General features: G+C 59.7%; 27 protein-coding genes. 7 read left to right on the top strand and 20 right to left on the bottom strand.

The annotated features are described in order from the left end of the window. Window positions 1-119: 119 nt before the first annotated feature. From Q0X21_RS03365 to Q0X21_RS03385, 5 genes are all read right to left on the bottom strand, one after another. Window positions 120-221: a 30S ribosomal protein bS22 gene (locus Q0X21_RS03365; RefSeq protein ID WP_003855542.1), complete on the bottom strand. Its 102-nt coding sequence runs from the start codon at window positions 219-221 to the stop codon at window positions 120-122. 207 nt (window positions 222-428) lie between these two features. Then, a complete protein-coding gene (locus Q0X21_RS03370; protein WP_076598083.1) occupies window positions 429-620 on the bottom strand; it encodes a helix-turn-helix domain-containing protein in 192 nt (63 codons plus the stop codon). 219 nt (window positions 621-839) lie between these two features. Next, window positions 840-1,655 (bottom strand): pyrroline-5-carboxylate reductase, encoded by an 816-nt coding sequence (proC, locus tag Q0X21_RS03375; RefSeq protein ID WP_297850333.1) that lies wholly within the window; start codon window positions 1,653-1,655, stop codon window positions 840-842. Between the two features lie 54 nt (window positions 1,656-1,709). Then, a complete protein-coding gene (locus Q0X21_RS03380) occupies window positions 1,710-2,609 on the bottom strand; it encodes a hypothetical protein (RefSeq protein ID WP_297850334.1) in 900 nt (299 codons plus the stop codon). A gap of 15 nt (window positions 2,610-2,624) precedes the next feature. After that, window positions 2,625-3,554 (bottom strand): Ppx/GppA phosphatase family protein, encoded by a 930-nt coding sequence (locus Q0X21_RS03385; protein WP_297850335.1) that lies wholly within the window; start codon window positions 3,552-3,554, stop codon window positions 2,625-2,627. 34 nt (window positions 3,555-3,588) lie between these two features. Here Q0X21_RS03385 and Q0X21_RS03390 point away from each other — a divergent pair, with 34 nt between their 5' ends. Beyond that, on the top strand, window positions 3,589-4,455 hold the full coding sequence (locus tag Q0X21_RS03390; RefSeq protein ID WP_297850336.1) for a hypothetical protein: 867 nt from the start codon (window positions 3,589-3,591) through the stop codon (window positions 4,453-4,455). 22 nt (window positions 4,456-4,477) lie between these two features. On the opposite strand, the gene Q0X21_RS03395 is transcribed toward Q0X21_RS03390, so the two are convergent. Genes Q0X21_RS03395 through Q0X21_RS03405 form a run of 3 tightly spaced genes read right to left on the bottom strand, consistent with a single transcriptional unit; the run spans window position 4,478 to window position 7,220 of the window. Beyond that, complete coding sequence (locus Q0X21_RS03395) at window positions 4,478-5,176, bottom strand: response regulator transcription factor (protein WP_297850337.1); 699 nt, start codon at window positions 5,174-5,176, stop codon at window positions 4,478-4,480. Window positions 5,177-5,196: 20 nt separating this feature from the next. Beyond that, entirely contained in the window at window positions 5,197-6,465 is a 1,269-nt protein-coding gene (locus tag Q0X21_RS03400; protein WP_297850338.1) for a cell wall metabolism sensor histidine kinase WalK, read from the bottom strand. Window positions 6,466-6,473: 8 nt separating this feature from the next. Beyond that, window positions 6,474-7,220 carry a phosphoglyceromutase gene (locus Q0X21_RS03405; RefSeq protein WP_297850339.1) on the bottom strand — a complete coding sequence of 249 codons (747 nt, stop codon included), beginning with the start codon at window positions 7,218-7,220 and terminating at the stop codon, window positions 6,474-6,476. A gap of 119 nt (window positions 7,221-7,339) precedes the next feature. Between Q0X21_RS03405 and Q0X21_RS03410 the strand changes: the two genes are divergently transcribed. Then, on the top strand, window positions 7,340-8,614 hold the full coding sequence (locus Q0X21_RS03410; protein ID WP_297850340.1) for a hypothetical protein: 1,275 nt from the start codon (window positions 7,340-7,342) through the stop codon (window positions 8,612-8,614). A gap of 20 nt (window positions 8,615-8,634) precedes the next feature. Here Q0X21_RS03410 and mshA read toward each other — a convergent pair whose 3' ends face one another. Both mshA and Q0X21_RS03420 read right to left on the bottom strand, forming a co-directional pair. Next, window positions 8,635-9,906, bottom strand: coding sequence for a D-inositol-3-phosphate glycosyltransferase (gene mshA, locus Q0X21_RS03415; RefSeq protein WP_297850341.1), 1,272 nt, complete (start codon window positions 9,904-9,906; stop codon window positions 8,635-8,637). A 38-nt stretch (window positions 9,907-9,944) separates the two neighbouring features. Continuing rightward, window positions 9,945-11,129 (bottom strand): MinD/ParA family protein, encoded by a 1,185-nt coding sequence (locus tag Q0X21_RS03420; protein WP_297850342.1) that lies wholly within the window; start codon window positions 11,127-11,129, stop codon window positions 9,945-9,947. A gap of 264 nt (window positions 11,130-11,393) precedes the next feature. Here Q0X21_RS03420 and Q0X21_RS03425 point away from each other — a divergent pair, with 264 nt between their 5' ends. After that, window positions 11,394-13,262 (top strand): long-chain-fatty-acid--CoA ligase, encoded by a 1,869-nt coding sequence (locus tag Q0X21_RS03425; RefSeq protein ID WP_297850343.1) that lies wholly within the window; start codon window positions 11,394-11,396, stop codon window positions 13,260-13,262. On the opposite strand, the gene Q0X21_RS03430 is transcribed toward Q0X21_RS03425, so the two are convergent. Then, entirely contained in the window at window positions 13,259-14,362 is a 1,104-nt protein-coding gene (locus tag Q0X21_RS03430; protein ID WP_297850344.1) for a UDP-N-acetylmuramate dehydrogenase, read from the bottom strand. The genes Q0X21_RS03425 and Q0X21_RS03430 overlap by 4 nt on opposite strands. On the opposite strand from Q0X21_RS03430, the gene Q0X21_RS03435 reads away from it, so the two are divergent. The 3 genes from Q0X21_RS03435 to Q0X21_RS03445 all read left to right on the top strand — a co-directional run bounded on the left by Q0X21_RS03435 (window position 14,351) and on the right by Q0X21_RS03445 (window position 16,526). Then, entirely contained in the window at window positions 14,351-14,842 is a 492-nt protein-coding gene (locus Q0X21_RS03435) for a DUF2505 domain-containing protein (protein ID WP_297850345.1), read from the top strand. The genes Q0X21_RS03430 and Q0X21_RS03435 overlap by 12 nt on opposite strands. A 17-nt stretch (window positions 14,843-14,859) precedes the next feature. Then, window positions 14,860-15,675: a class I SAM-dependent methyltransferase gene (locus Q0X21_RS03440; RefSeq protein ID WP_297850346.1), complete on the top strand. Its 816-nt coding sequence runs from the start codon at window positions 14,860-14,862 to the stop codon at window positions 15,673-15,675. A 77-nt stretch (window positions 15,676-15,752) separates the two neighbouring features. Further along, window positions 15,753-16,526 carry an LmeA family phospholipid-binding protein gene (locus tag Q0X21_RS03445; RefSeq protein ID WP_297850347.1) on the top strand — a complete coding sequence of 258 codons (774 nt, stop codon included), beginning with the start codon at window positions 15,753-15,755 and terminating at the stop codon, window positions 16,524-16,526. Here Q0X21_RS03445 and Q0X21_RS03450 read toward each other — a convergent pair. The 8 genes from Q0X21_RS03450 to Q0X21_RS03485 form a co-directional block, all read right to left on the bottom strand. Next, on the bottom strand, window positions 16,523-17,113 hold the full coding sequence (locus tag Q0X21_RS03450; protein ID WP_297850348.1) for a hypothetical protein: 591 nt from the start codon (window positions 17,111-17,113) through the stop codon (window positions 16,523-16,525). The genes Q0X21_RS03445 and Q0X21_RS03450 overlap by 4 nt on opposite strands. A 6-nt stretch (window positions 17,114-17,119) precedes the next feature. Then, window positions 17,120-17,398, bottom strand: coding sequence for a DUF2516 family protein (locus tag Q0X21_RS03455; protein WP_297850399.1), 279 nt, complete (start codon window positions 17,396-17,398; stop codon window positions 17,120-17,122). 84 nt (window positions 17,399-17,482) lie between these two features. After that, a complete protein-coding gene (locus tag Q0X21_RS03460; protein WP_297850349.1) occupies window positions 17,483-18,118 on the bottom strand; it encodes a CGLAU_01105 family protein in 636 nt (211 codons plus the stop codon). A 15-nt stretch (window positions 18,119-18,133) separates the two neighbouring features. Beyond that, window positions 18,134-19,447 (bottom strand): DUF445 domain-containing protein, encoded by a 1,314-nt coding sequence (locus Q0X21_RS03465; protein ID WP_297850400.1) that lies wholly within the window; start codon window positions 19,445-19,447, stop codon window positions 18,134-18,136. A gap of 97 nt (window positions 19,448-19,544) precedes the next feature. Next, window positions 19,545-19,922: a hypothetical protein gene (locus tag Q0X21_RS03470; RefSeq protein WP_297850350.1), complete on the bottom strand. Its 378-nt coding sequence runs from the start codon at window positions 19,920-19,922 to the stop codon at window positions 19,545-19,547. A 161-nt stretch (window positions 19,923-20,083) separates the two neighbouring features. Beyond that, the gene (locus Q0X21_RS03475) at window positions 20,084-20,833 is read right to left on the bottom strand and encodes a succinate dehydrogenase/fumarate reductase iron-sulfur subunit (RefSeq protein WP_297850351.1); all 750 of its coding nucleotides are present in this window, start codon (window positions 20,831-20,833) and stop codon (window positions 20,084-20,086) included. Next, window positions 20,833-22,851 (bottom strand): fumarate reductase/succinate dehydrogenase flavoprotein subunit, encoded by a 2,019-nt coding sequence (locus tag Q0X21_RS03480; RefSeq protein ID WP_297850352.1) that lies wholly within the window; start codon window positions 22,849-22,851, stop codon window positions 20,833-20,835. Before Q0X21_RS03480 ends, Q0X21_RS03475 begins: the two co-directional genes overlap by 1 nt. A gap of 20 nt (window positions 22,852-22,871) precedes the next feature. Continuing rightward, window positions 22,872-23,630: a succinate dehydrogenase cytochrome b subunit gene (locus Q0X21_RS03485; protein WP_297850353.1), complete on the bottom strand. Its 759-nt coding sequence runs from the start codon at window positions 23,628-23,630 to the stop codon at window positions 22,872-22,874. A 310-nt stretch (window positions 23,631-23,940) separates the two neighbouring features. Between Q0X21_RS03485 and Q0X21_RS03490 the strand changes: the two genes are divergently transcribed. After that, window positions 23,941-24,417 (top strand): SRPBCC domain-containing protein, encoded by a 477-nt coding sequence (locus tag Q0X21_RS03490; protein WP_297850355.1) that lies wholly within the window; start codon window positions 23,941-23,943, stop codon window positions 24,415-24,417. A 77-nt stretch (window positions 24,418-24,494) separates the two neighbouring features. Here the strand turns inward: Q0X21_RS03490 and lpdA are convergent, their stop codons facing one another. Further along, window positions 24,495-25,907, bottom strand: a complete 1,413-nt coding sequence (gene lpdA / locus Q0X21_RS03495) for a dihydrolipoyl dehydrogenase (RefSeq protein ID WP_297850356.1) — start codon at window positions 25,905-25,907, stop codon at window positions 24,495-24,497. Window positions 25,908-26,029 lie beyond the last annotated feature (122 nt).

Raw genomic sequence — 26,029 nt, forward strand, 5'->3', positions numbered from 1 at the left:
CGCAAGCGCCACTAATTACAAACGAGAGCACCCTCCCACCAAGCTCGCCCGATCAGGGCGCTGGCGGAAGGGTGCCATTAGTGCGGCTTGGCAGTGGCCGCTAGGTGAAGCTTTCGGCTTTACTTGCCGAGCTTACGACGCTGAACGCGGGTACGGCGCAGCATCTTGCGGTGCTTCTTCTTGGACATACGCTTGCGGCGCTTCTTAATAACAGAACCCATTAGGTTTCCTCACTTTTCGTCTGTCGTACGTACAGTTCCTGCCGTGTCCGCCGCTTTTCAGAGGCGCGCCCGGGGTGCACTCCCGGATCGGAATCGAGTAAAACTCGACGCACGGCACGAATACTGAAAAAATTCTACCGACGTGACAAGGCGAAACAAAAACTGCCCCAGACAAAAAGAAAGCAGCAGCCAAAAAAGGCTGGAGACTTATCCCACGTCGTAGACGGAGGACTCCAGGTATTCGCTGACAGCCGTCTCGTTCACGCGGAACGAACGACCCACGCGCACTGCCGGCAGCTCACCGGAGTGGACGAGGCGGTAAACCGTCATCTTGGAAACACGCATGATTTCCGCAACTTCGGCCACGGTCAGGAACTTGCCTTTATCTTCATTTGCCATGTGTTAATCAACCTCCAGCACTGTGGCGCGCTGTAGGCTTCCCCTCCCACAGGACGTACACGCACGTGCCTTGAACAGCCTAGCGTGAAACCAGTGTCACATGCGACTCAAAAGCTGGAAAACTTTAACATTCTTCACAGAGATCTCTCGGCCCCCTGCCGTCGCTAGTTCCCCTGCCAGCACAAATGCCGTCTTAGGTCCCGTCAGATTTTTTGGGGATTATTTGCCCATTTCTGCCGCACGCGACGCAGCAGCCTCGGTCGCACGGTAGAACGCACCGCGCAGACCGGACTCCTCAAGTTCGCGGATCGCCCGCACCGTGGTGCCCGCCGGCGAGCTAACACCAGCACGCAATTCAACCGGGGACTTGCCCGAGTGCGCAAGCATCGCCCCAGCACCCTCAGCAGTGCCGGAGGCAAGCAACTGTGCCACATCGCGTGGCAGGCCAAGACTCACACCAGCATCCACGAGTGCTTCGGCCATGAGGAAGAAATAGGCGGGGCCGGAACCAGAGATGGCGGAGGCTGCGTCGATAAGCGACTCAGGCACGACGACAACCTGGCCGGCCGCTCCCAGCAGATCAGTCACGAGCTCTTGCTGGTCTTCCTCCACGAAGCGACCGAAGGAAACCACACATACGCCCTTGCCCACCTGCATCGGCGTATTCGGCATGACGCGCGCCACCGGAGTACCCGCGCTATGCGACGCATCGGACATTGCCTCCAGCGTCACCCCCGCTGCCATGGAGACGAGCACAGTCGACGTGTCATTGCTAGCGACCGCCTCAGACAACTCTTCGATCATCTCGCCGATCGCATACGGCTTCACGCACAAGAAGCACACGTCGGCGTCCGTCACCGCCTCGATATTGTCATCGGTGGTGATCACGCCATAACGCTGCGCAAGCTCCTCACGACGCGATTCCGTACGGTTCGTCGCCGTGATCATTTCTGGATTGACACCAGAAGAAACAAGGCCGGAAATCAGGGCTTCCCCGATATTTCCGGCACCGATAACTGCAATAGAGGTGCTCATGCACCTAAGAGTGCCACAGCAGCCCTCGTGCGGGCCACTGTGGCGAGACGTTTATTACGCCAGCGCGATGAGCGCCGGACCAAATGTCATGGCTGCGCCCGCGATCGCGGCAAGCGTCATCGTCAAAGCATCGCGGCCCGTCTTCATTGCGCGAACGAGCAGCACCGCACCGCCAGTTGCCACAAGCGCGAGCACACCAACGAGGATCGGGTTGAACTGGCCCCACAGGTACTGGAAGCCCAGGAAGACCAGCACGCCGACGGCCAGGCCAGCGAAGACGAGCAGCACCAGCAGGATCGGGTTGACGCTGACGTCCTCCTCGTACTCCTCAACGGAGCCATCGTATGCAGGCTCATCAGCAACAACAGGGTGCTCCTGTGTCGCTTCCAGGTCAGCATCAGTGCCAGGCTTATCGACGACCGGGATCTCCCCCGTCTCCTCCACCTGCTTCTGCTTCGCATCATCCAGCGACACGACCCGCGAGATCGGCCCAGTCTGCTCCGTCTGCTTCGGCTGCGGAGCAACTGCCTTGAAGCTGGAGCGGCTCAGCGCCTCTTCCTTCTTGGCTGCCGGCTTCTGATCGGCGGGCTTTGCTACCTCCGGCTTCGGCTGTGCCGGCTTCTTTACCTCAGGCTTCTTCACCTCAGGCTTTGCCGGCTCAGCCTTCTTTTCCGCAGGCTTCGGGGTAGTCTGCTTCGGCGCAGGAGCTTCCTTCTTGTCCTGCTTCGGCTTCTGCGGTGCCTTGGGCTTCTCGTTTTCAGCATCGATCGGGACAGAGGAGTGCTTCACCTCGGCCGGACGCGCATCCACAGCCTTGAGTGAACCGGTCAGCTCAGCGACGGAAATACCGCCCTCGTCCAAGCTGCGGCGGCGACGGCGCCGTGGCTGAGCATCCGGGTTCTCCTTCTGAGCCCGGGCCATCAACTCGGCAACGGTTAGTTGCTTATCGGCCATCTCGTCGTCTTCTCCTTAGTTCTGCCCTTTATCGATCTGCCTCAGAATCACGCCTTCACGCAATGCCCAGGGGCAGATCTCTAACTTATCAAGATTAAGGGCTCGCATCGCTGCTTCAGCCACTAGGGCCCCCGCAACGATCTGGTGGGAACGATCAGAACTGACTCCCTCAAGCTCCGCACGGTCCGAAGCAGTCATGCGTGTAATGAAGGCAATGAGCTGACGCAGACCCGGCGCAGTCAACGTTCGCTTCACGTACGGGCCAGCCGAAGAGGGGGCCGAACCAGTCAGTCGTGCCAGGGTACGCAGCGTTTTTGAAGTGCCCACTGCAAGACCAGCCTCGCCCTCATCAAGGAAGTCATCGGCAACCGCGGCGAGCTCCGCGTCGATGTAATCGCGCAGAGTATTCACAGTCTTCTTCTCTGGCGGGTCGGTGTCGAACCACTCGTGGGTCAAGCGACCAGCGCCAAGATCAAGCGAGACTGCGACATCCGGAACTTCGTCGGTACCAGTGGACATCTCCAAAGAGCCACCGCCGATATCCAAGTTGGTGATCTTGCCCGCAGACCAGCCGTACCAACGGCGGGCAGCGAGAAATGTCAGACGGGCTTCATCTTCACCGGAGAGGACCTGCAGCTTCACACCGGTCTTCTTCTCCACATGGTTCAAAACCTCTTCAGAGTTCGTGGCAGAACGCACTGCAGAGGTAGCGAAGCCGAGTAATTCCTCGCACTTCAAATTGTCAGCCAGGGCCGCTGCTTCTTGGACAGCTTCTACGAGCTTCTTGACACCTTTATCGTCAATCGCACCCTTTTTATCCAACATCTCCACGAGCCGAAGCGACTGTTTCCAGTCACTCATGGGGGTCGGACGTCCACCACTACGGGCATCTACTGCCACGAGGTGGACAGTGTTGCTGCCCACGTCCAATACACCTAGTCGCACAGGTTCAACCCTAGACCGTCTACCGTGTTTCAGTGTGAACCAACCTGTATTTCTCGGGTTTCCAAAAAACTCGCCCGCTGGAAAATCAATCCGCGCCGGTCATGAATTGCCACCGGATTTTCCGCGTGAATGGTTCGAATTCACGCATCCAGATGACCCGCACCACTACTTCAGCATCGACCTGACCTGGCTGGAATCTACCTGGTCATGCCGTTTTGGCACCTCGCAGTGCCGTGGCATCTCGGAAGATCTGCCCGTCGTCGGCTGCTGCATTCACGGCGCGTACCTCTCGGATGAGACCGACCGCGATGACCTCTACAACGCGGTCGCTGAAATGCCTGCAAAATTCTGGCAGCTTCGCCCCGATGATGTGGACAGTTACATTGCGGCCGCTGATCCAGTCGAGCTCGAACCGTGGCTCGAATGGGACGACGATGAAGAAGAACCGTCATTGAAAACAACAGTCGTCGACGGGGCCTGCATCTTCGCTAACCGCCACGGCCACCCCACCGGCCCTGGCTGCGCACTGCACCAGTGGGCAATGGCGGAAGGACGCAACATCATCGGCTCTAAGCCCGAAGTGTGCTGGCAGGTGCCTTTCTCACGCGAAGATGAATGGCAAGAGCGTAGCGACGGCCAGGAGATCCTCCGCACCACCATCGGCGAATACGACCGCCGCCAGTGGGGCGACGGTGGCGAAGACTTCGACTGGTGGTGCACAAACGACCCGACCTGCCACTCCGGAAACAGCACCCCGGTGTGGAAGTCCATGCGCGATGAGCTGATTCAGCTGATCGGCGAGAAGCCCTACGCGATCGTCGAAAAGCACTGCGAAGCGCGAGCAAAGATGCCCGCGGACGCGAAATCCGTGCACCCGGCAACCCGGGCAGCTAATTCGTGATCTCGCGTCTAGGTCGGAAGAATTAAGCCTCGAATTTGTAGCCCAGGCCACGGACAGTGATCAGCTGCTCTGGGCGGGACGGCTCCTGCTCAATCTTGGTGCGCAGACGCTTCACGTGAACATCAAGGGTCTTGGTGTCGCCGACATAATCCGAGCCCCAAATGCGATCAATGAGCTGGCCACGAGTGAGCACGCGCCCAGCATTGCGCATCAGATACTCCAGCAGGTCAAATTCCTTGAGAGGCATCGGCACAGGCGTGCCATCGACGAAGACCGTGTGGCGCTCTACGTCAAGGCGAACGCGGCCACCCTCAAGCACGTTTTCAGATGCCGCCTCTTCCGCGGAATCCCCCGACCCGGTACGGCGACGCAACACCGCGCGGATACGAGCAATGAGCTCGCGCGTTGAATACGGCTTAGTCACATAATCATCCGCGCCGAGCTCAAGGCCGACGACCTTGTCAATCTCCGAATCACGCGCGGTGACCATGATGATCGGCACATCAGAGGTCGCGCGCAGTTTCTTGCACACATCCGTGCCGGACATGCCCGGAAGCATGAGGTCCAACAGAACCAAGTCAATGTCATTGGCCGCGAAATCCTTCAGAGCAGTCTGCCCATCAGGCGCGATGAGGGCCTCGAAACCTTCCTTTTGCAGGAGGTAAGCAAGTGGATCGGCCAGCGATTCCTCATCCTCAACAATCAGGATGGTCGTTGTCATTGCGTTTCCTTAAACCCTCTCTAATCTTCTTTGCCCTCAGCACGCCCCACTAAACGGCCCGCCAAAGAGATCATTTTCGGCTGCGACTCGGCGGACTCCCCACTGGCTAACTCGGCGATTTCTGCCGGCACGACAGTGGAAGCCTCCTTATCCGGCGCGAATACCGGCAACTCGATCGTGAACGTCGAGCCAGTACCCAGCCGCGACCACAACTTAATATTACCGCCATGGTTTGCCACCACATGCTTAACGATGGCCAAACCAAGACCCGTTCCACCTGTTTGTCGCGAACGTGCCTTATCCACCCGGAAGAAGCGCTCAAAGACTCGCTTCTGGTCCTCCGGAGCAATCCCCATTCCGCGGTCCGTAACGCGAATGAGCACCACAGAATCACGCACGATCTTCTGGGTCACGCTTACCGGGCGGCCCTTCGGTGAGTAATTGATCGCATTCGAGATCAGATTCGACACAGCGGTGACCAGCATTGACCTATCGCCGACCACATAGGTATCGGACCGTTCGCCCCGAGTCAGCTCAATCTCGTGCCCTTCCGCTGCGAGCTGATTGCGTTCCACGGCCTCGTCGATAATGTCATCAACGCGCACCGGCGCCATTTCCGGAAGAGCCTCCGCGCCCTGCAGCTTGGACAGGTTGATCAGATCCGCGATCATCGCGCCCATTCTGTGAGCTTCACCGAGAAGCTTCTCGCCGAAGTACACCACGGTCTCCGGATCGTCAGGATCTTCCAGCAGTGCTTCTGCCAAGAGCGACATGCCACCCACAGGTGTTTTCAGCTCGTGCGAAACATTAGCGACGAAATCGCGCCGTGCGGATTCCATGCGTGCGTTTTCGGACTCATCCGTCGAGTACACAATGATGTGCTCGGTTTCAGACATCGTCAACGGCTGCACGACAGCACGAACATTGTTCACTCGGCTACCCGTGGAACGGTGCTTGAGATTCATCTCCAGCACTCGAGTCTCCTGGTCCTCGAAGACCTCTTTACCCACGCCCCACACCTCAGGGTTCAGCGTGCGGTCATGCACGATCGACATCTGGTGCGATGCCGCATTCGACAAGATCACCTCACCCCGGCGACCGATAACGGTGATTCCTGTCGGTGAACCCTGGATGACCAAATGCAGGATGTGGCTAACCGTGCGGGCTTGATTCTCTTCTGAAGAATCGTGCGCACGACTGTGCCCCCGCCACTGCCGAAATCGTTCAATTCCAGCGGCAGCGAGGGCCGCTACCAACGCTCCCGCAAGGAAGACGTAAATGGTGCTCACGGAAGGGACTACTTATTCCCCTGGTTTGCCACAGCAGCAGCACCAGCCGCAGCTGCCTCCGGGTCAAGGTAGGTGCCACCTGGGTTGGTCACCTTGCCGTCAGCATCGAATTCGTAGACCAGCGGCATGCCCGTCGGAATGTTCAGGCCAGCGATCTCCTCATCCGAAATATTGTCCAGGTACTTCACCAGCGCGCGCAGGGAGTTGCCGTGCGCAGCCAGCATGACAGTCTTGCCAGCGAGCACCTCCGGCAGCACGCAATCGATGTAGTACGGAGTGAAGCGCTCCACAACATCCTTCAGGCACTCGGTGCGCGGCACCTCCGGCAGGAAGGAATAGCGGGCATCATCGGTCTGCGCGTACTCGTTGGCCGGATCGATCTCTGGTGGCGGAGTGTCGTAGGAACGACGCCATTGCATGAACTGCTCTTCGCCGAACTGTTCGCGGATCTCAGCCTTGTTCAGGCCCTGCAGTTTGCCGTAGTGACGCTCGTTGAGGCGCCAGTTGCGCACAACAGGGATCCAGTGCCGGTCAGCGGCGTTCAGGGAGATATTCGCAGTGCGGATGGCACGGCGCAGCAAAGAAGTGAACACGATGTCGGGAAGGATGCCCTTCTCCTTCATCAGCTTGCCGGCATTCACCGCTTCAGCTTCGCCCTTTTCGGTCAGGTCGACATCGACCCAACCGGTGAATTGGTTGGATTCGTTCCACTGGCTCTGTCCGTGACGGACAAGAATTAGCTTTCCGTTGCTCATGGTCCCCAGCATGCCATTTTCGGTGAGATTCTGCCGTAAAACTTGCATGAGAAGCAGCGACGCAGATTCACAGCTATTCACTGCCACATATGGGGTCAATGTGGTCTACATTGACTTGTGTGATTGTGCGTCGAATTGTGTCCCCTGTTGCCCTCCTCAGCCTCGCGCTGAGCATCCTCCCAGCTGCCCTGCCTGTGGCTCAGGCAGCTCCGACCACGGGCCCCGCCCAATCACAGGGGGCACTAGCCGCACCTGGCGCACCTTTGCGCGTCCGCCCGTTTGATCCGGAGCGTCCGTTCGGCCCGGATCAGCCGACGACAGAAGAACTGACGGGCCTTAAGACCCACCCCGAGACGTACAGCACGGCGTGTTCGCAGGGCCCGGTTGGCGATGTCGCACTTGGCAACGGCAAGACGCAGCGCATCATGCTCACTTCCGGTCACTGCGTCGTGGGTATGTCCGACCAGGGCGTGCTAATGGGCCAGGACGTATACACCCCGGCGCGCGGTGGCTACGAACGCATCGGAAACGTGGGCATCGTGCGCACGGTCAACGTTCCAGGTGGCTATGACGGCTTATCGACGTCCCTACGCAAAGCCCGCAACTCCACCGACTGGGGTGTCGTAGTGCTGGATCCTTCTACTCCCGTCGATGGCGCTGCAGCATCCCGCGATAAATTCGGTGGCCAGCCGAGCCGCCCAATCCCCCTGACTGGCGTGGAGGACTTCCGTACCTTGGCTCCTGGCCAGGTCCGCCTGGACAATTTTGGCAAACCAATTTGCAAGGACGGTTCGATCGGTGCCCGCAAGTGCGGCATCCAGCTCCTCTACACATCCGACACCGTGTGGAACTGGGGCTTGGACTACGCCCCGGGGGATTCCGGCGGAGTGAATTTCGACCCGAAGACTGGTCACATCATCGGTATGACATCCATGGGCATTGGCCCGCTCGGTGCTGCACAGCGCGCTGACCGAGCACTGGAAGAGGGCTACGGCATTGCCGACGGCAAGGTCAACGAGAATTTCACTCCGGCATCGGCTTCCGGAAAGCGCGCTGATGTCGTGCCCGCCGCTGAAGAAGAAGCTGAAATCAAGCAGTACCTCGTGGACAACAACCCATCTGTCACACCGGAAGACTTGGTTGAGCCGACGCCGAAGCAGCAATTCGATTCTGCAGTCCACGCAGCCCAATCTGATGCAGCTGTGATTGCCGGAGACACCCGCGTCTTCGCTGCATCTGCGGCAGTGGCCCTCGCCACCGGTGCTACTACGCCTGGCGAAGTCGGCGCCGCTGCGAACACCTTCGGCAATGCCGTGGGCAGCTACGCTGCGGCACACGCAGACAATGTCGCCGGCGCTGGCTTGAACTGGGCCCTGGCAGAACTCGGCTACTAACCCTTTTAACAGCGGGAGTCTCAGTCCCCTGTTGCGTGCCTGCGTTGGATCGCAGGCACGAATTCTTTTTGTGCCTCTTCATAGACCTGCGTCAGCGCCGCAGCTGATTCAGACCAGCTGAACTTCGCCGCTCGCTTCACGGCAGCCTCGGCCATGGAGATGCGCAGTGCGTCGTCATCAAGCAGCTCCATGATTGCATCGGCCCAGGCTTGCGGCTCATGCCCGTCGACAAGCCGTCCTGTCTCTCCATCCGCGACAGCCAACGGCAACCCACCCACGCGTGCTGCGATCACCGGGGTGCCCGTCGCCTGCGCCTCAACCGCAACGAGCCCAAAAGACTCGTTATAGCTGGGCACCGCAACAAGATCGGCTGCCTGGTAAATCGCCACGAGCTCCTCCGGCGGGCGCGGCCCCAAAAAACGCACCTTGCGGCTCAATCCCAGTTTGTGGGCAAGCGCGCGGTAATAATCCACCGACGCATCGCTTCCCGACGCCCCACCGCACATGATCACCCGCAGATTCCTCCCCGGATCCCGGTCAACCAGCTCAGCCACCGCCCGCAGGAGCACCTGCGGACCCTTGAATTCCTGCATGCGTCCCACAAATGCCACCACCTGGCTATCCACCGGGATGCCCAGATGGCGTCGCGCCAATTCCGTATTCCGGTTCGTGCCGGGGGTGTACATCCGCGTATCTGCACCAGGCGTGACTACACGAATCCGCGATGGATCAACGTCATAATGTCTACTCAGCTGATCAATCTCATCATCAGTATTGACCACCAGTACATCAGCATTATCCACGAGCTGCTGCTCACAGATCCGGCGCGCCTCCGTCTCCGGCGAATCACCGCCCGCATCCTTGTGCGCCGCATTCTTCACTGCTGCCCACGTATGACCAGTGTGAATCAATGGCACACGCGCCAGATCACGCAACAACCAGCCCACCTGGCCCGACAACCAGTAATGCGAATGGATCACGTCATACGAAAGATCTTCACATCGCACGAACTGCACAATTCCACCAGCGAATGCGGCCAACTGAGTCGACAGCTCTTCCTTCGCCAATCCCTCATACGGGCCAGCCACGATATTGATCACCCGCAGCCGGTCACCAACCTGCACGACCTCGCCCTGGCTGGGACGGGTCGCACGAGTGAACACGTCGACTTCTACTCCCGCAGCAGCGAGCTCCCGCGCAGTATTGAGGACATAAACATTCATTCCACCGGCATCACCGGACCCCGGCTGTTCAAGCGGGGAGGTGTGCATGGAGATCATCGCAACGCGCATGCACCCAGTCTAGAAAGAATCAACAGTTCACTGCGCGCCTAAGACGTGGAGGAAAAATCCGCAGCGATCGTCGCAGCCAAATTCCGGTAGCACCGCAGCGTATTGTTTCGCAGTCGATCTATATCCACCACTGCCCCTTCCGCGAGGTGTGGATCATAAGGAATGACATGCACAGCACGGGTGCGGGCCGCGAAGTGCGCGATCACACTATCCATATCCACCGTGGGCTTTGGCGAAGACGAATCTGAAATGACCACCACAGCATTGGCCGCCAAACGGCCATAGCCGTGCAATTCCAACCAGTCCAAGGTGGCGGAAGCGGATTGCGCACCATCCAATGCCGGGGAACTGACCAGCACCAACGTGTGCGCCAGATCCAGCACGCCCGCCATCGCCGAGTGCATTAACCCGGTGCCACAGTCCGTCAGAATCAGGTTGTAATGGTGCTGCAAAATATCCACAGCACGCCGGTAGTCCTCCTCGCTAAAAGCTTCTGAGACCGCCGGGTCACGCTCACTTCCAATCACATCCAAACGCGAATTCCCCTGAGTGGTGAACGCCTTCACCTGCGCATACCGCGTCGTGTCTTCCGCGGTGAGCAAATCACGGATCGTCCCCGGCCCCGGTGTTGCCACCCGCTGCGCCAACGTTCCGAAGTCCGGGTTTGCATCAATCGCGATCACCCGGTCCCCACGTGTTTGTGCGAGCACAGAACCGAGCGCCACCGTCGTCGTGGTCTTACCCACTCCACCCTTGAGCGACATCACCGCGATCCGGTAATCCCCATGCAAAGGCGTCCGAATCGCTTCCGTCACCCGCGCGCGCTGTTCCTCCCGTCGCGACTGCCCCGGATTGAATTTTCCACCTGTTGCTTCATGCACGAGCTTTCGCCACCCCTGCCGCGGCCGCGCCTTCACTGACCGCACTACATCGATCTGCTCAAGCGGGAGCGCAGCCTGGTTGCTCGGCACTGGTTGCGCCTGCGTCGGTGGTGCACTCGGCGCAGGCGGCGCGGATGGAGCAACTGGCACCGACTGTGCAGCTGGATTTACCGGAGTTACCGGAGCTAGCGGCGCTTCCGGAACTACCTGAGCTGCCGGTGCCGGTGAAATCGAAGCAGTCGCCGGCCCTGCAGTATCAGGTCGGTGCCGCGCCATCCCCATTTCAGGCACCCACTCCCCCAAGCCTGTATTGGCATACCTGCGGTACTGCATATCCGTCATGTGTTTAAACCCCCCAAAGGCATCGTGGTCATCACTTTTCGTGATGAGAGTCCTCGTGGGAGCGACTTTACGTGGATAAGCAAGCGCGGTGGGGGTAAGAATGTCCACTTTAGTGAGCATCACAAACACGTTTCCGTGACCAAGATCATAAATTATCTGACAAGCCGCTCAAATCACTTATATACTTAGCCAAGGTAAATCAATCGGGGATTTACTTATGACCGAAAAACAACCAGACACATAATCTAAACGGAGGGCAGAATATTGTCGGCATTCGAAGAAAAAGCCTGGCTGTCAAGCTACGCAGAGTGGACCCCGCCCGAGGTCGAGCTGGGCAACGACACGCTCCTGGACCTTTATGAGGAAACTCTGTCCAAGCGTTCCTACAAGAACGCAATGTGGTTCTTCGGCCGCACAATGACCTACTCCGAACTGGACAAGCAGGTCCGCAGCTGTGCCGCAGGCCTGAAGGCATTCGGCGTCCGCCCCGGCGACCGCGTCGCGCTCGTTATGCCGAACTGCCCCCAGTTCGTTATTTCCTTCCTGGCAGTGCTGCGTCTTGGTGCTTCCGTCGTCGCGCACAACCCGCTGTACACCGCACACGAGCTGCGCGGCCAGTTCAACGACCACGGTGCACGTGTGGCCATCATCTGGGACAAGGCAGTTGAAAACCTGGCTGTCCTGCGCGGTGACACCCCGCTGGAGACCATTGTCTCCGTCGACATGACCAAGGCCATGCCGAAGTACATGGAGCTGGCCCTGAAGTACGTGCCGCTGAAGAAGCTGCGTGAATCCCGCAAGAAGCTCACCGGCCCGGCCCCGGATACCATCCCCTTCGAGAACCTGCTGTCCGCCGCGATCGGCGGCGAAGGCCACAACCTCGAGCAGCCGGACATCGACCAGGACACCACCGCTGTCATCCTGTACACCTCCGGCACTACCGGTGAGCCGAAGGGCGCACAGATCACCCACGGCAACTTCAACCACCAGATGAAGGCCGGCAGCGCCTGGATGAAGGACCTGGGCAAGGAAGACGAGAAAGTCCTGGCGGTTCTGCCGCTGTTCCACGTCTACGGTCTCGCACTCAACCTGGGCCTCGGCCTGCTGGTCGGTGCAGAAATCACCCTGCTGCCAGCTCCGGAGCCGGACCTGATCCAGGATGCGCTCAAGCGCAACCCGCCGACCTTCGTGCCGGGCGTGCCTACGCTATACCAGCGCATCGCTGCTTCGGCAGCTGAGAGTGGCAAGAAGCTGTCCTCGATTCGCAACTCCTTCTCCGGCGCTTCCACCCTGCCGGTCACCACGATCGAGTCCTGGGAGAAGATCACCGGCGGCAAGCTCGTCGAAGGCTACGGCCTGACCGAGACCGCCCCGATCGTCACCGCGAACCCGATGGACGGCAGCCGCCGCCCGGGCTACATCGGTGTCCCATTCCCGAATACCCTGGTGCGCATCGTCGACCCGGATAACCCAACCGAGCTGCGCCCCGATGGCGAGCCAGGCGAGCTGCTGGTCAAGGGCCCGCAGGTGATGAAGGGCTACCTGAACAAGCCTGAGGCCAACGAGAAGGCATTCGTTGATGGCTACTTCCGCACTGGTGACATGGGTGTCATGGAGGAAGACGGCTGGATCCGCCTGGTCTCCCGCATCAAGGAAATGATCATTACCGGTGGCTTCAACGTCTATCCGGACGAGGTCGAAGGTGTCATGCGTGAGCACCGCGATATCGCAGACATCGCCGTCGTTGGTCGCCCGCGTAAGGACGGTTCCGAGGACGTTGTCGCGTGTGTCACCCTCGAGGAGGGCGCCGCGCTGGACCCAGATGGCCTGCAGGCTTACGCCCGCGAGCGCCTCACGCCGTACAAGGTGCCACGCACCTTCTACCACTTCGAGGAGCTCAACCGAGACATGACGGGCAAGATCCGTCGCCGCGAGGTGCAGCAGTCCCTGATCGATCGCCTGAATGCAGGCACCGCTGCCGACGGTGAGAATTCCGCTGGCACTCCGGAAGCGCCGTCACCGGAGAAGGTCGAGCAAGGCGAAAAGGAAAACGGCTGGTCCCTGGATAAGTCGCCTGATGCTGGTGCGAAGGGTGACGACGCTGGCCGCCACCGCCTCGACGAGGACAACTAGTCCAGTGACAGCCCGATCCACACAGGTTCGGGCACAAGCTCGACACCGAAGCGGTCGCGCACCCCATCACGGACGGTGCGCGTCAGCTTAACGACGTCACCGGCCCCCGCCCCTCCCCTGTTCGTCAACGCCAACGTGTGTTTGGTGGACAGGCGGGCGGGGGCTTTGTCGTCTGGGAAACCCTTGTGGAACCCGGCGCGCTCAATCAGCCACGCTGCAGACAGTTTCACCTTGCCGCCGGGCTGCGGGTAGCGGGGCATGCTGTCGCCTTCGCCGGGGCGTGAGGTTTCGACGGTGCGCGCGATCTCGTCGGCAAGCTCAGGCGCGACGACGGGGTTGGTGAAGAACGATCCGGCCGACCATGTGTCGTGATCATCCGGGTTGAGCACCATGCCCTTTAAGGCACGCACGCGCAGAATCTCTTCTCGTGCTTTCGCGAGCGGAAGCTGCTTGCCGTCCAGATGGCGTAGCGGAATGGAAAGCTCGGCAGGAGTGAGCTGCAATTCGATGTCCAGGACTACCGCACGGCCAGTGAATTTCAGGTTGGAATAGCGGTACGCCAAGTCCAAGTCACTGGCTGGCACCCACGCGGTTTCACCGGTCTTGCGGTTGTACAGGTGAACGCGAGTGAGCACGTCACCGACCTCGGCACCATACGCACCGACATTCTGTACCGGTGTCGCACCTGCGGAACCGGGGATGCCGGACAGAGTCTCAATGCCAGACAGGCCCGCTTCAACAGCAGCTGCGACCACGTCATCCCACACAGCACCGGCGCCGGCACGCACCAAACCGTCGGCGCGCACCTCAATGTCATCATTGCCTGCGACCACAACGGTCAAGTCCAAATCACCGTCGGCGACCACGAGGTTCGAGCCGCCGCCAACGATGAGGAGGGGGTCACCGGCGGCGTCGAGAAGCGAAACTGCTTGCGCAAGTTCCTCCGCCGTACGTGCGCGCCACACTGCGCGCGGCGCACCGCCAATGCGCAACGTCGTCAAATCCTTCAGACACACACCGTCCAAAGGCTCCAAATCCAGATGAGTCGCAGATGTTTCAGCCACGACAACAACGGTAGTCTGTGACACATGGCTACTCATAGCGAAAACACCGTTACCATCAACCAGCCCGCCGACAAGGTGCACAAGGCGTACTCCACCCGCGAATACTGGGAGTACATTGCACAGCACCTTTCCCCTGAGCCGGGCGAGGTCAACGAATTCACCGACAACTCCGTGACCCTGTTCGAGGTTCTCCCGCAGACTCTTCTGCCTGAGGCTGTGCGCGCCATGGTTTCCCAGGCGCTGAAGGTCAAGCGCGTCATCAACATCGGCGCACTCGAGGGCGATGCTGCCGAGCTTTCTTTCACCGCTGATGTGAAGGGCACCCCGGTCGACTTTGGCGGCTCCATCAAGCTCGCCGGCGAGGGTGAAACCACCAAGCTGAATTACGAGACTGAGACCACCGTGAACATCCCGTTCATGGGCCCTGCCATCGAGCCGAAGGTCGCCGAGGCACTCGAGGATCTGTTCAACCAGGAAGGCGAGCTCACTGAAAAGTGGATCGCTGAAAACCTGTAATTCCAGATACTTTCACTATGGCCGATCATGCCCACAACCTGCGCGCGCAGGGCGGGAATGGTCGGCCATACGGCGTTATTACCCGAGGAACAACCGGGTATAACCGCTTGCGTCGCTCCGACCGGTGGACACGTTTCAACCCGGATGTGCAGTCGCTTCTGCGCAGTGAGCCCGAACCGTTAGCCATTGATGTCGGCTACGGCGCATCCCACACCACCACCGTCGAATGGGCAGGCTGGCTGCGCCAAATCAACCCGGCAACGCGTGTCATCGGGCTCGAAATCCACCCGGACCGGGTTCTGCCGCCACGCGATGGCGTCACCTTTGAGCTCGGCGGTTTTGAGCTCGCTGGCTACCGTCCGCACCTTGTCCGCGCTTTCAATGTGCTGCGCCAATACGATGTCAGCGAAGTCAGCGCTGCATGGGAAACGGTCGCCTCCCGCCTCGCGCCCGGCGGATTATTCATCGAAGGGACCTGCGATGAGCTTGGCCGCCGCGCCGCATGGCTGCTCATCGACACCACCGCCCGCCCCCGCTCCCTCACTCTCGCTTGGGCACCCGACGATGTCGAGAAACCCAGCGACGTCGCCGAACGCCTCCCCAAAGCACTCATTCACCGCAACGTACCCGGCGAACGCATCCACGCTCTGCTCACCGCCGCCGACGAAGCATGGGAGCGCTCCTCCGGCTGGGCACCTCACGGCCCACGCGTCCGTTGGCGCGAAGCACGCCAGATGCTTATCGACGCCGGATGGCCCCTCGAACCTGTGCGTCGCCGTATACGCGACAACACATTGACTGTGGATTGGTCTGCGGTAGCCCCGAACAGCTGATTTCCTGCGCGTTTTCGCACCACACGGAGCCAAGAAAGCTTGTCAAACGTGCAAAGACTCACGCACAATAGACGTTTATGACCCGTACTTCTTCTGGCCGGGGTTGGAAAATCGCCCTGGGGATCATCGCTGGCATTCTCGTGCTGCTTTTCATCGCCGAGATCGCCGTCCGTGGGCTGATCGCGCAGCAGTTGCGTTCGTCGTTAAGCGATACTGCCCCCGACTACGCCGCGATGCAGGAGGACGCATCGGTCCATTTCGGTGCCTCCCCTGTGCTCTTAGGGCTTGCCCGTGGGAAGCTCCAGCATTTGAACATCGATATCCCCTCGACGCTCATTCCGGACAGTGACGAGATCGTGGGCAATCCGCCCGCCATCATTGATGCGACTGGTTTCACTCTCGACCAGGATGACCCGCATGCAGACGAACTCATTCTTCACACCGAGCTGCCGCAGGCATTGATGCGCGACATGCTGCAACAAGAGCTGCGTCGCTCGCTGAACGAGTCGCAGGATGGGCGCTTCGCGGAATACGACGAGATTCTCACCGTCTCCGATGTGAGCACCAACCCGGCCGCGGGCACTTTCACGGTGACATTTTCCAATGGCGCATTTGCTGTCGAGCTGCGCCCTGAGATCAAGGACGATCAGCTGTCTTTCGCCGCGGAATCCACTCAGATTTTGGGCCGCAATTTGCCGGACTTCTTCTCCGAGGCCGTGAGTAATGCGCTCAGCAATGGCCTGAATGAAGACGTCGTGGGGCCGCTGCAGGTTCAGCAATTCGAGATCATCGACAATGGCTTCCGCATCATTGTTGGTGGCCACGATGTGCACCTCAACGAGTTGCCTTAAGCAACCGGGTACACGCGCGAAGCGCCAGATAAGAGGGCATCTGCTGCCTCATCAAGAGATGACACGCCTCCGTGCACCGCAATCTCACACGTGACATCCGGCAGTGCAAGATGCCCTTCTCGCTTTTCGACGCCCACCACGTCCACCCCCGCCTTCTGTGCCCCCTCGGCAACCTCTTGCAGGGAGGCTGCATCCAGCCAACCGGGCAGCGTGATACCGAAACGAGTAGGGCTTTCAATCACTTGGCTAACCGCGATGACATCAGCGAGCACCGCATTGAGGTCATAGGTGCCGTTGTGGCGGATATCAGCGGCGACCCACACTTCCCCGGCGCCGTCATCAACTGCCAATCGTGCCTCTGCTGCCTTGATCAGGCTATGGTGCCGCCCTGTCGGCCAACCTATCAACGCGATCACATGAGAGTGCGAGTTCTTCATGTGCGCCACTGCTGTGGGTTCGCATACGACGCCAGCACCTGATTGCTCAACGAGCCCGTTCAACGGCTCCTCTAACGCAGGCGCTGGTGCTTCATAGGAAGCCCTGCCGATGCGTCCGGCCAGCCAGGTGAGGTCGTCTTGTTCAGACAATGCTCGTTACCAGCCGTAGTTTCCACGCAGAATATTGTTCAAATGCGGGCGCACATCGAAGAAGTACAGGCCGATGAAGATGCAACCAACCAGGCCCAACAAGCCGAAACCGCTGACGCATGCAAGACCACTGACAAGCAAAATCGCCGCCCATGCCCACTTGGGCATGCGGTCGCCCGCGTCGAAAGCATCCGGGCGGGTCAGTCCCACCATGACAGCGCCCACAAAGCCGGCGATACCAACGAGCAGCATGACGAGCATGCGCAGGATCGTCGGCGCGAGCATGATCCAGTTCTGCAGGGAGAGATCTGTCAACTGCAACAGCGTCATCGGTGAATCGAACCTGCCTTAAAGATGTGAAAGATGTGCTTAATTATCCTCGACTACTTCGCCGTCGATGATATCGGAGGGGCCTTCGTCCTCAGAGTCGAAGGTCGATCCGAGGCGGTTCAACAAATCATCAAGACGCGAGCGCATATCTGCGATGGTGGACTCAGCCGAAGAATCCTCGCCCTTTTCATCACCACGGTTACGCACCTGGTTGACCGCGACGTTGAATGTTTCGCGCACCTCACCCGCGGCATCGCGGAAGGCAGACTTCATCTGGTCAGCCTGATCAGACTCACGAGCAGTATCCGCCGCACGGGTAACGCTGCCGGCGAAATCACGGAAGATCGACTCCGCATCACCGGCCAAAGAGGCAGTTGCGGCGCGGAAATCACGGTCATTCTCTGCACCCTCGTATGCCTGGCGAGCATTCGCAATAGCTGCCTTGAACTGGTCCGTGAACCCGGCGTGATCGTCAGTCAGGTCCTCCGTATCAGCAGCATGCGCGCCTGTGGAAACATCCGCGTCACGGTCAGCGCGGAAATTCCGGCCGAATTCCCCAGCCAAATCCCCCAAACGGGACCACGCAGCTAACGACGCCTCCCCCGCGCCTTTCAGCGTATTCAGCAAGCTGTCGTCATTATTGTCAGCATTATTTTCAGCGGATTTATCGGTCATTGTGCTCTCCCGTAACTAAAACAGCATCTGCGTCACAGTGTAAATAACCAGGCCCGCAAGCGCACCGACGATCGTGCCATTCACGCGGATGTACTGCAGGTCCTTGCCCACCATCAGCTCGATTTTCTCCGCGGCCTCCTGGCCGTCCCACCGCTCAATCGTGTCGGAGATAATCGCGGTGATATCCGATGCGTAATTATCAGCAATAAAGCGGGCTGCACCCTGAATGCGCTCATCCAAAGCGGCACGCAATTCTGGTTCCGCGACAATGCGCCCGCCCCATTCCTGCGCCAGTTCGGCGACGCGGCGGCGAAGGTGGGAGGAGGGGTCAAAGGAGGCGTCGATAAGCGATTGCGAGACAGTGCCCCACATCTCTCCCGCGACTGACTTGGCGGCCGTGGAACCCATGATGTCGCGCTTGATGCCCTCTACGCGCATGATCATCTCACCATCAAACTGCAGGTCAGCGGCAAACTGCGAAATCCCGCGACGGATCGCCTGGCGCGCCGCATGGTTCGGATCCCGGTCGATCTCCTCCATAAAGCTCACCAGCTCGCGGTACACCCGCTCGCCCACGAGATCCTTCGCAAATTTCGGCGCCCACGCAGGCATCCGCTCATCAATCATGGTCACGACGGATTCCTCCATCGTGCCCACCTTCACACGCCCCCACGCGATGATGTCTTCGACGACCGGCTCCGCCTTGCCGTCCGCGACCAAACCATCAATCATGCGGCCCAACGGTGGCCCCCACGCAGGTTCCGCCAACCGATCCAGCACCTGATTGTTGATCAACGCCTCCGCGTCTTTCGGATCAATCGCTGCGATCGCATTGCCTGTGAAACGCCCCGCTTGCTCCGAAACCTTCTCCGCATTCTCCGGCCGCGACAACCACGCGCCAGCACGCTCCGGGAGCTTCGCCTCCGCCACTTTCTCGGTGATCAGCTCCGCATTGAGGAAGTTCTCTCCCACGAATTCGCTCAAGGCCTCACCGATCTGATCCTTCTTCCGCGGCACCAGAGCCGTATGCGGAATCGGGATCCCCAACGGGTAACGGAACAACGCCGTCACAGCGAACCAATCCGCCAGACCACCGACCATGCCGGCCTCAGACGCCGCACGCACATACGGCACCCACCCCGGCGCCTGCCCCTGAGTGATCCACCACTCGAACGCGATATACACGATCGCCGCTAGCACGAGCAGCCCCGTCACCCATGCCTTATGAATCCGCAGAGAGCGACGACGCTCCGCCTCCACCTCAGGCGAAGGACCAGGCACCGCAAGCCGATCGCTTATCGACGCCGCACCCCGGCCCCTCTCCTCCATCGCATGCTTTCCCATGATCCGTATTAAAGCGCAAAAGAACCTCCCGCTCACGCACGCGCGCGAGAAGGAGGTTCTACAGGTCCCCTAGGCGAAGATATTAGTTACGACGACCGGTTTCCTTGCGGTACTTGCGGTAGCCGGAACGGCCAACGCGAATCGCAACAAAGCCACCGATGACCGTCACTGCAGTCAGGATCGCACCAATGATCAGCAGGGGCTGTGCCAGGTCCGGGCTAGCGCCGTGACCCCAAATCGAGGTGGCCGCACCGTAGATGAGGGTGCCGAAGCCAGCCAGGGAAGCAAGGACCAGAGCCATACCAATCCAGGTGATGTGACGCACCAGCGAAGAGTGCGGTGCAGCCAGCGAGTTCGGATCGTAGCCGTCGACATAACCATCCTGGATGGTCGCGCCGTACTCCGGGAAGCTCTCAGTAGAAATATCCGCAACAGGTGCGGGTCCTGCGTGTCCACTCATGGAACTAACTCTCTTTCCTAATACCTAACCAGGGTGCCCGTGAAAATCTTGGCCGTACCGGGCCACTAGTTCTTGATTATAAACCGGCCCGATAGCGGCTGTCCCGCCCCGGCCAGCTCCTAGTCGGAGACCAGCCCGGGCGGCCACAAGCGATGAGGCTTTTAGTCGTCCTTGCCACGGAACGCTGCACGTGCGCGCTCCTTGTTGATGGCACCGACAGCCTCGAGCGGAATGCCTGCCGGGCAGACATCTGCGCACTCGCCGTAGAGGGTGCAGTGACCGAAGTTGGTCTCCAGCTCGTCCACCATCTGGCGTGCACGCTTGCCACGCTCCTGCTGGCCCAGCGGAAGCAGCTTCAGGTGGCTCAGCTTTGCACCGGTGAACAGGTGAGCAGCACCGTTCGGGCATGCAGCCACGCAGGCACCGCAGCCGATGCAAGCAGCGAAGTCGAGTGCCTTCTCAGCGGTCTGGTGGTTGACGTGCAGGGTGTCTGCATCCGGAGCCGTACCAGCCTGGATGGAGACGTAGCCACCCTGCTCCATGACGCGGTCCAGCGCCGAACGGTCCACAGTGAGGTCCTTGATCACCGGGAACGCAGCGGAGCGGAACGGCTCGATGCGCAAAGTGTCGCCGTCCTTGTAGTTGAACAGGCGCTGCAGGCAGGCAGTGGTGTTCTGGCCAGCACCGTGCGGGCGGCCATTGACCGAAACACCACAGGTGCCACAAATGCCCTCGCGGCAGTCGGAGGCGAAGGTGAACGGTTCCTTGCCTTCCTCAACGCGCTTGTTGTTCACGTGGTCCAGCAGCTCCAGGATCGACATCTGCTCAACAGCATCGTCGACCTGAACGGTCTCGAAGTTTCCTTCGGCGTCGGGTCCGGCCTGACGCCAGATCTCAAGTGTCAGTTTCATTACTTGTAGTTCCTTGTCATCAGCGGGATCGAATCGAAGTACAGGGGCTCAGCGTGGCGGATGAACTTCTCATCGCCGCCCGGCTCCCATGCGGAGACGAAGCACCAGTTCTCATCATCGCGCTCAGCCTCGCCATCCTCAGAGAGGTGGTCCTCGCGGTAGTGAGCACCACAGGACTCGTCGCGGTCGAGAGCGTCAATGATCATGAGCTCACCCAGGTTGATGTAGTCCGCCACGCGGATGGCATTCTCCAGGGTCTGGTTCATGTCCATCGCATCGCCCGGGATGTTCACGTTTGCCCAGAAGTCACGGCGCAGCTCGCGAACAGCCTTGAGGCCCTTTTCCATGAGCTCGACGTTACGTGAAACACCGCACGATTCGTAGAGAATCGCACCGAGCTGCTCGTGGTAATGGTCCGGGCCGTGCGGGTCCGAGCCCTCGATGTTCATCAATCGGTCGATGAGCTCCTGAGAGCGGGTCACAGCTGCGGTGACCTCCGGCGCCTCGAGGCTCAGAGCCTCTTCATTGAGGTGGCCAGCCAGGTAATTCGGGACCGTGAACGGGAGGGTGAACCAGCCGTCGACGGAAGCGGACAACAGCGAGTTCGCCCCCAGGCGGTTAGCACCGTGGTAGGTCCAGGAGCACTCACCGGCAGCAAACAGGCCGTCGATGGATGTCATCTCGTTGAAGTCCGTCCACAAACCACCCATGGTGAAGTGGACGGTCGGGGCGATGCGCATTGGCACCTCGTACGGGTCCTCACCGATGGAGTCTTCGTACATCTCGAACAGGTTCGAGTAACGCTCCTTAATGGTGTCCTTGCCCAGACGCTCGATCGCATCGGAGAAGTCCAGGTAAGCAGCGTTGTTCAGCGGGCCAATGCCACGGCCGGCATTGATCTCCTTGGAGATTGCACGGGACGCCACGTCACGCGGGACGAGGTTGCCGAATGCCGGGTAGCGACGCTCCAGGAAGTAGTCGCGCTCCTCCTCCGGAATATCAGCCGGGTTACGGTCGTCGTCCTGCTTCTCCGGAACCCAAATACGGCCATCGTTACGCAGGGACTCCGACATCAGAGTCGTCTTCGCCTGCCACTTCGCGTTGACCGGCAGACCCGTCGGGTGGAACTGCACGAATGCCGGGGAAGCCAGATATGCGCCGTGCTCGTACGCACGCATGATGGCCGAAGCATTCGAGTTCTTCGCCAGGGTGGTCTTGTGGTACACGTTGCCGTAACCACCGGTAGCCAGAACCACAGCGTGGCCGGTGAACGGCACCAGCTCGCCGGTGATCAGGTTACGGGTGACAATGCCCTGGCAACGCTTCTTGCCGTCCTTCTCAGTGACGATGAAGTCGACCAAGTCGTTGTGGGTAAAGATCTCCACGTTGCCCAGGTGGATCTGGCGCTGCAGCGCAGATGCCGTGGACAGCTGGAGCTGCTGACCTGTTTGGCCACGGGTGTAATAGGTACGAGAAACCTGGACACCACCGAACGAACGGGTTGCCAGGGTGCCGCCGTACTCACGAGCGAACGGTGCGCCGATCGCGTTCATGTGGTCGATCACGCGGACAGACTCAACAGCGAGACGCCAGCAATCAGACTCACGGCAGCGATAGTCGCCGCCCTTGACGGTGTCCTTGGTGTGGCGGTACGCACCGTCGTTGTCCACCTTCTTGCCGCGGGCAGAGTTCACGCCACCCTGAGCAGCAATGGAGTGCGCACGACGCGGGGCGTCGTGGTAGGTGAAGCTCTTCACGTTGTAGCCCAGCTCGCCGAGAGCAGCTGCTGCTGCACCACCGGAAAGGCCGGTACCGACAACGAGGACGGTGAACTTACGACGGTTCAGCGGGGAGACGAGCTCCATGTGGTCCTTCTGGTAGGTCCACATGTCACGCATCGGGATGCCCTTGGGCTCATTGCTCTCCAGGATGCTGCCCGGGGTGACGCCGGCCGCCTTGGACTTCGGGTTAGTGAAGCTCTTGTTAGCTTCGTTGGCTGCTTGTTGTGCAGTAGTCATTGACGTTCCTCCAGCCGTTCCTAAGAGACCATTCCAAATGCGATGGCCAAAGGCATCACGATGTTGCCGATAACGACGATGGCCGGGATCCAGTACGCGAGCACGACCATGATCGCGCTGCCACGCTTGCCCAGCCAGCCCAGGTCAGACACCGCCAGGTACACACCGTGGGTGAGGTGCATGAACAGAGCGACCATTGCGATGACGTAGAACAACGTCACAGGCCAGCGCTCCGGGGCGAAGGTTGCGATCAGGTTGTCCTTCACTGCGCCAGCGACGAAGGCGTCGGAGGCAACGACCTCACCAATGGTCAGGTCCAGCAGGTGGAAGATGATGAACAGCAGCAGGATGACGCCCGTAGCGATCATCCAGCGAGCAGCAGTGGACTGCAGGCCACCCATCAGGTTGGTGCGACGGAACTTGCCGCGAGACTTACTCGAACGCGCCTTCAGCGCGAACGCGCCCCAGACGTGCAGGACGAGGCAAGCAAGCAGGACAATACGAATAATCCACAGCAGCGAGCTGCCCGGGAACAGCGGCTGTCCCATCTCGCGCAGGAACTCGCCATACTCGTCGATCGCGGCGGTCGGGCCGTGATCAGGCATGAAGATCTTGAGGTTACCGACCATGTGGCCGATGACGAACAAGAAGAAAAACAGGCCGGTCACGGCCATAGTGAGTTTGAGCGCCCAGGTCGGCACTCCGGGCCGTTCGCGAAGCGGCTCCTCAGTGATTTTGCCGTGACGAATTGCGTCACGATCTGCATGTTGAACAGTCATGGCACCTCCAGTGTCGATTTAACTTTACGGTTAACCGAAGGTTCCTCACTAGTTGAACGTGTGCGTCACCCCCGCTCAGGGCCCGCATTTCACACCACCAGCCCCCACGCGACCCGCAACACGCCAGTTCACATCAGTCACAGCTTTTCGACGCCCACCCCAACCCCCAAAATGTGAAATAGAGCACCCACACCTGCCTCGGACATTCTGGCGCACATTCACCACCCCGAAGGGTGTCGAACTTTGGTTTGTTAGTTCACCCTTAATTTCTTGTGCTCGCGAAATCCGAGTCTTCGTTACAGTGGACCCCATGACTGACACGAATTCTGCAACACGAGTAATTGACGCTTCCGCCAACGACATCTTCGCAATCCTGTCAGATCCATCCCGCCACGCCGAGACCGATGATTCCGGCATGGTTGTCTCCGCTGACACCGATGCAAAGCTGGAAAAAGTTGGCGACATCTTCGTCATGAACATGACCAAGGAAGACGGTGACTACCAGACCCGCAACGAGGTCTTCGCCTTCCAGGACAACAAGATCATCGGCTGGAAGAACCTGAAGAACCTCACCGCTGACGTCGAGGTCGGTGCGAAGTGGCTTTACGAGCTCGAATCCGAAGGCACCGATTCCACCCGCGTCACCCTCACCTACGACCGCAGCGAGATCGCATCCGACGCAGTGCGCAAGATGTCCGAGAACTTCGACGACTCCGTGATGGAACAGTCCCTTGCCACCCTGGCAGCCGCAGTCGACGGCACTGATAACCCGACACAGAAGAGCTAAACCAGCCACACGGCCGTCGTGCCACAGAAAAATGCCCCGAGCGAAAAGCTCGGGGCATTTTGACGTCGATAAGCGTCTTAAAGGTTGATCATGTGACCTTCGACGCCGTGCGCAATCTCCTTGAGCACCTCCGACAACGTCGGGTGAATGTGCACGTTGCGCGCAATCTCACCAGCAGTGAGGTCGAAGCGCTGCGCCAAGTTGATCTCCGGAAGCAGCTCAGACACATTCGGGCCGACCAGGTGCGCACCGAGAATCTCGCCATACTCCCCATCGACGACCAACTTGCCAAAGCCCTGCGCCTCCGCAAGCCCCAGCGCCTTACCATTCGCGGAGAACGGGAAGGTAGCGACCTTGATCTCCTTATCCGCGAACTTCTCGCGAGCCTGCTCCTCGGTGTAACCCATCGAAGCGACCTGCGGGTTGCAGAACGTAGCACGCGGCATCATCTGGTAATCGCCGAGCTCCATCGTCTCAGCATCCGCGATCGTCTCAGCCGCGACGATGCCCTGTGCCTCAGCGACGTGCGCAAGCTGCAGCTTCGCGGTGACATCGCCAATCGCGTAAATGCCATCGACATTGGTGCGCATACGCTCGTCGACGTCGATCGCACCGCGGTCCGTGAGCTTCACGCCCGTGTTCTCCAGACCGTAGCCCTCAGTGCGCGGCTGGAAGCCAACAGCAACCATCACGCGATCCACCGTCAGAGTCTCCGTATCATCGGAGCCCTTCTTCTGAATGTCCACCTCGACAGAGCTGCCGTTATCGCGCACAGCCGTCGTCGCGTGGCCCGTCAAAAGCTTCACGCCGAGCTTCTTGTACGCGCGGGCGATCTCCTTGGACACGTCCTTGTCCTCATTCGGCAGGACACGATCCATGAACTCGACGACCGTGACGTCCACACCGTAATTAGACAGCACGTACGCGAACTCCATACCGATCGCGCCCGCACCAACGATGACCATCTTCTTCGGGGCCTCCGGGTTAAGGATCTGCTCCTCGAAGGACACCACATTCTCCGACAGTTCAATGCCCGGCAGGGTCTTCACCACAGAACCGGTCGCAATAATGCAGTCATCGAACGTGACAGTTTTGCCCTTGTCATCGCCCTCAGTGATCTCGAGCGTCTTCGCATCCTTGAAAGAACCAAGACCATTGATCTCCGTGATCTTGTTCTTCTTCATCAAGTAGTGGACACCACCGACGATCTTCTCCGAGACCTTGCGCGAACGCTTATGCGCGTCCCCATACTCGAATGAAACATCGCCCTTGATGCCGAACGTCTTCGCCTCGTGGTTGAAAATGTGCGCCACTTCAGCGTTCTTAATCAACGACTTCGACGGAATGCAGCCCACATTCAGGCAAACTCCGCCCCAATACTGCTTCTCTACAACCGCGACCTTCTTACCCAACTGGGCAGCGCGAATTGCGGCGACGTAGCCACCTGGGCCAGCGCCGAGTACAACAACGTCAAAATGTTCATTAGCCACGAAACCTAGGATACGTGCGCTTCCAAATAATCGCTGCGATGCCTCTTCCACTTCAAAGTTCCCGCCAGTTTTGGCATGATGAACGCAGCCAAAATTCAGATTTCAGTCAAGGATCTTTCACA

Source organism: uncultured Corynebacterium sp. (assembly GCF_947253065.1).
In the GTDB taxonomy this organism is placed as follows: Bacteria; Actinomycetota; Actinomycetes; order Mycobacteriales; family Mycobacteriaceae; genus Corynebacterium.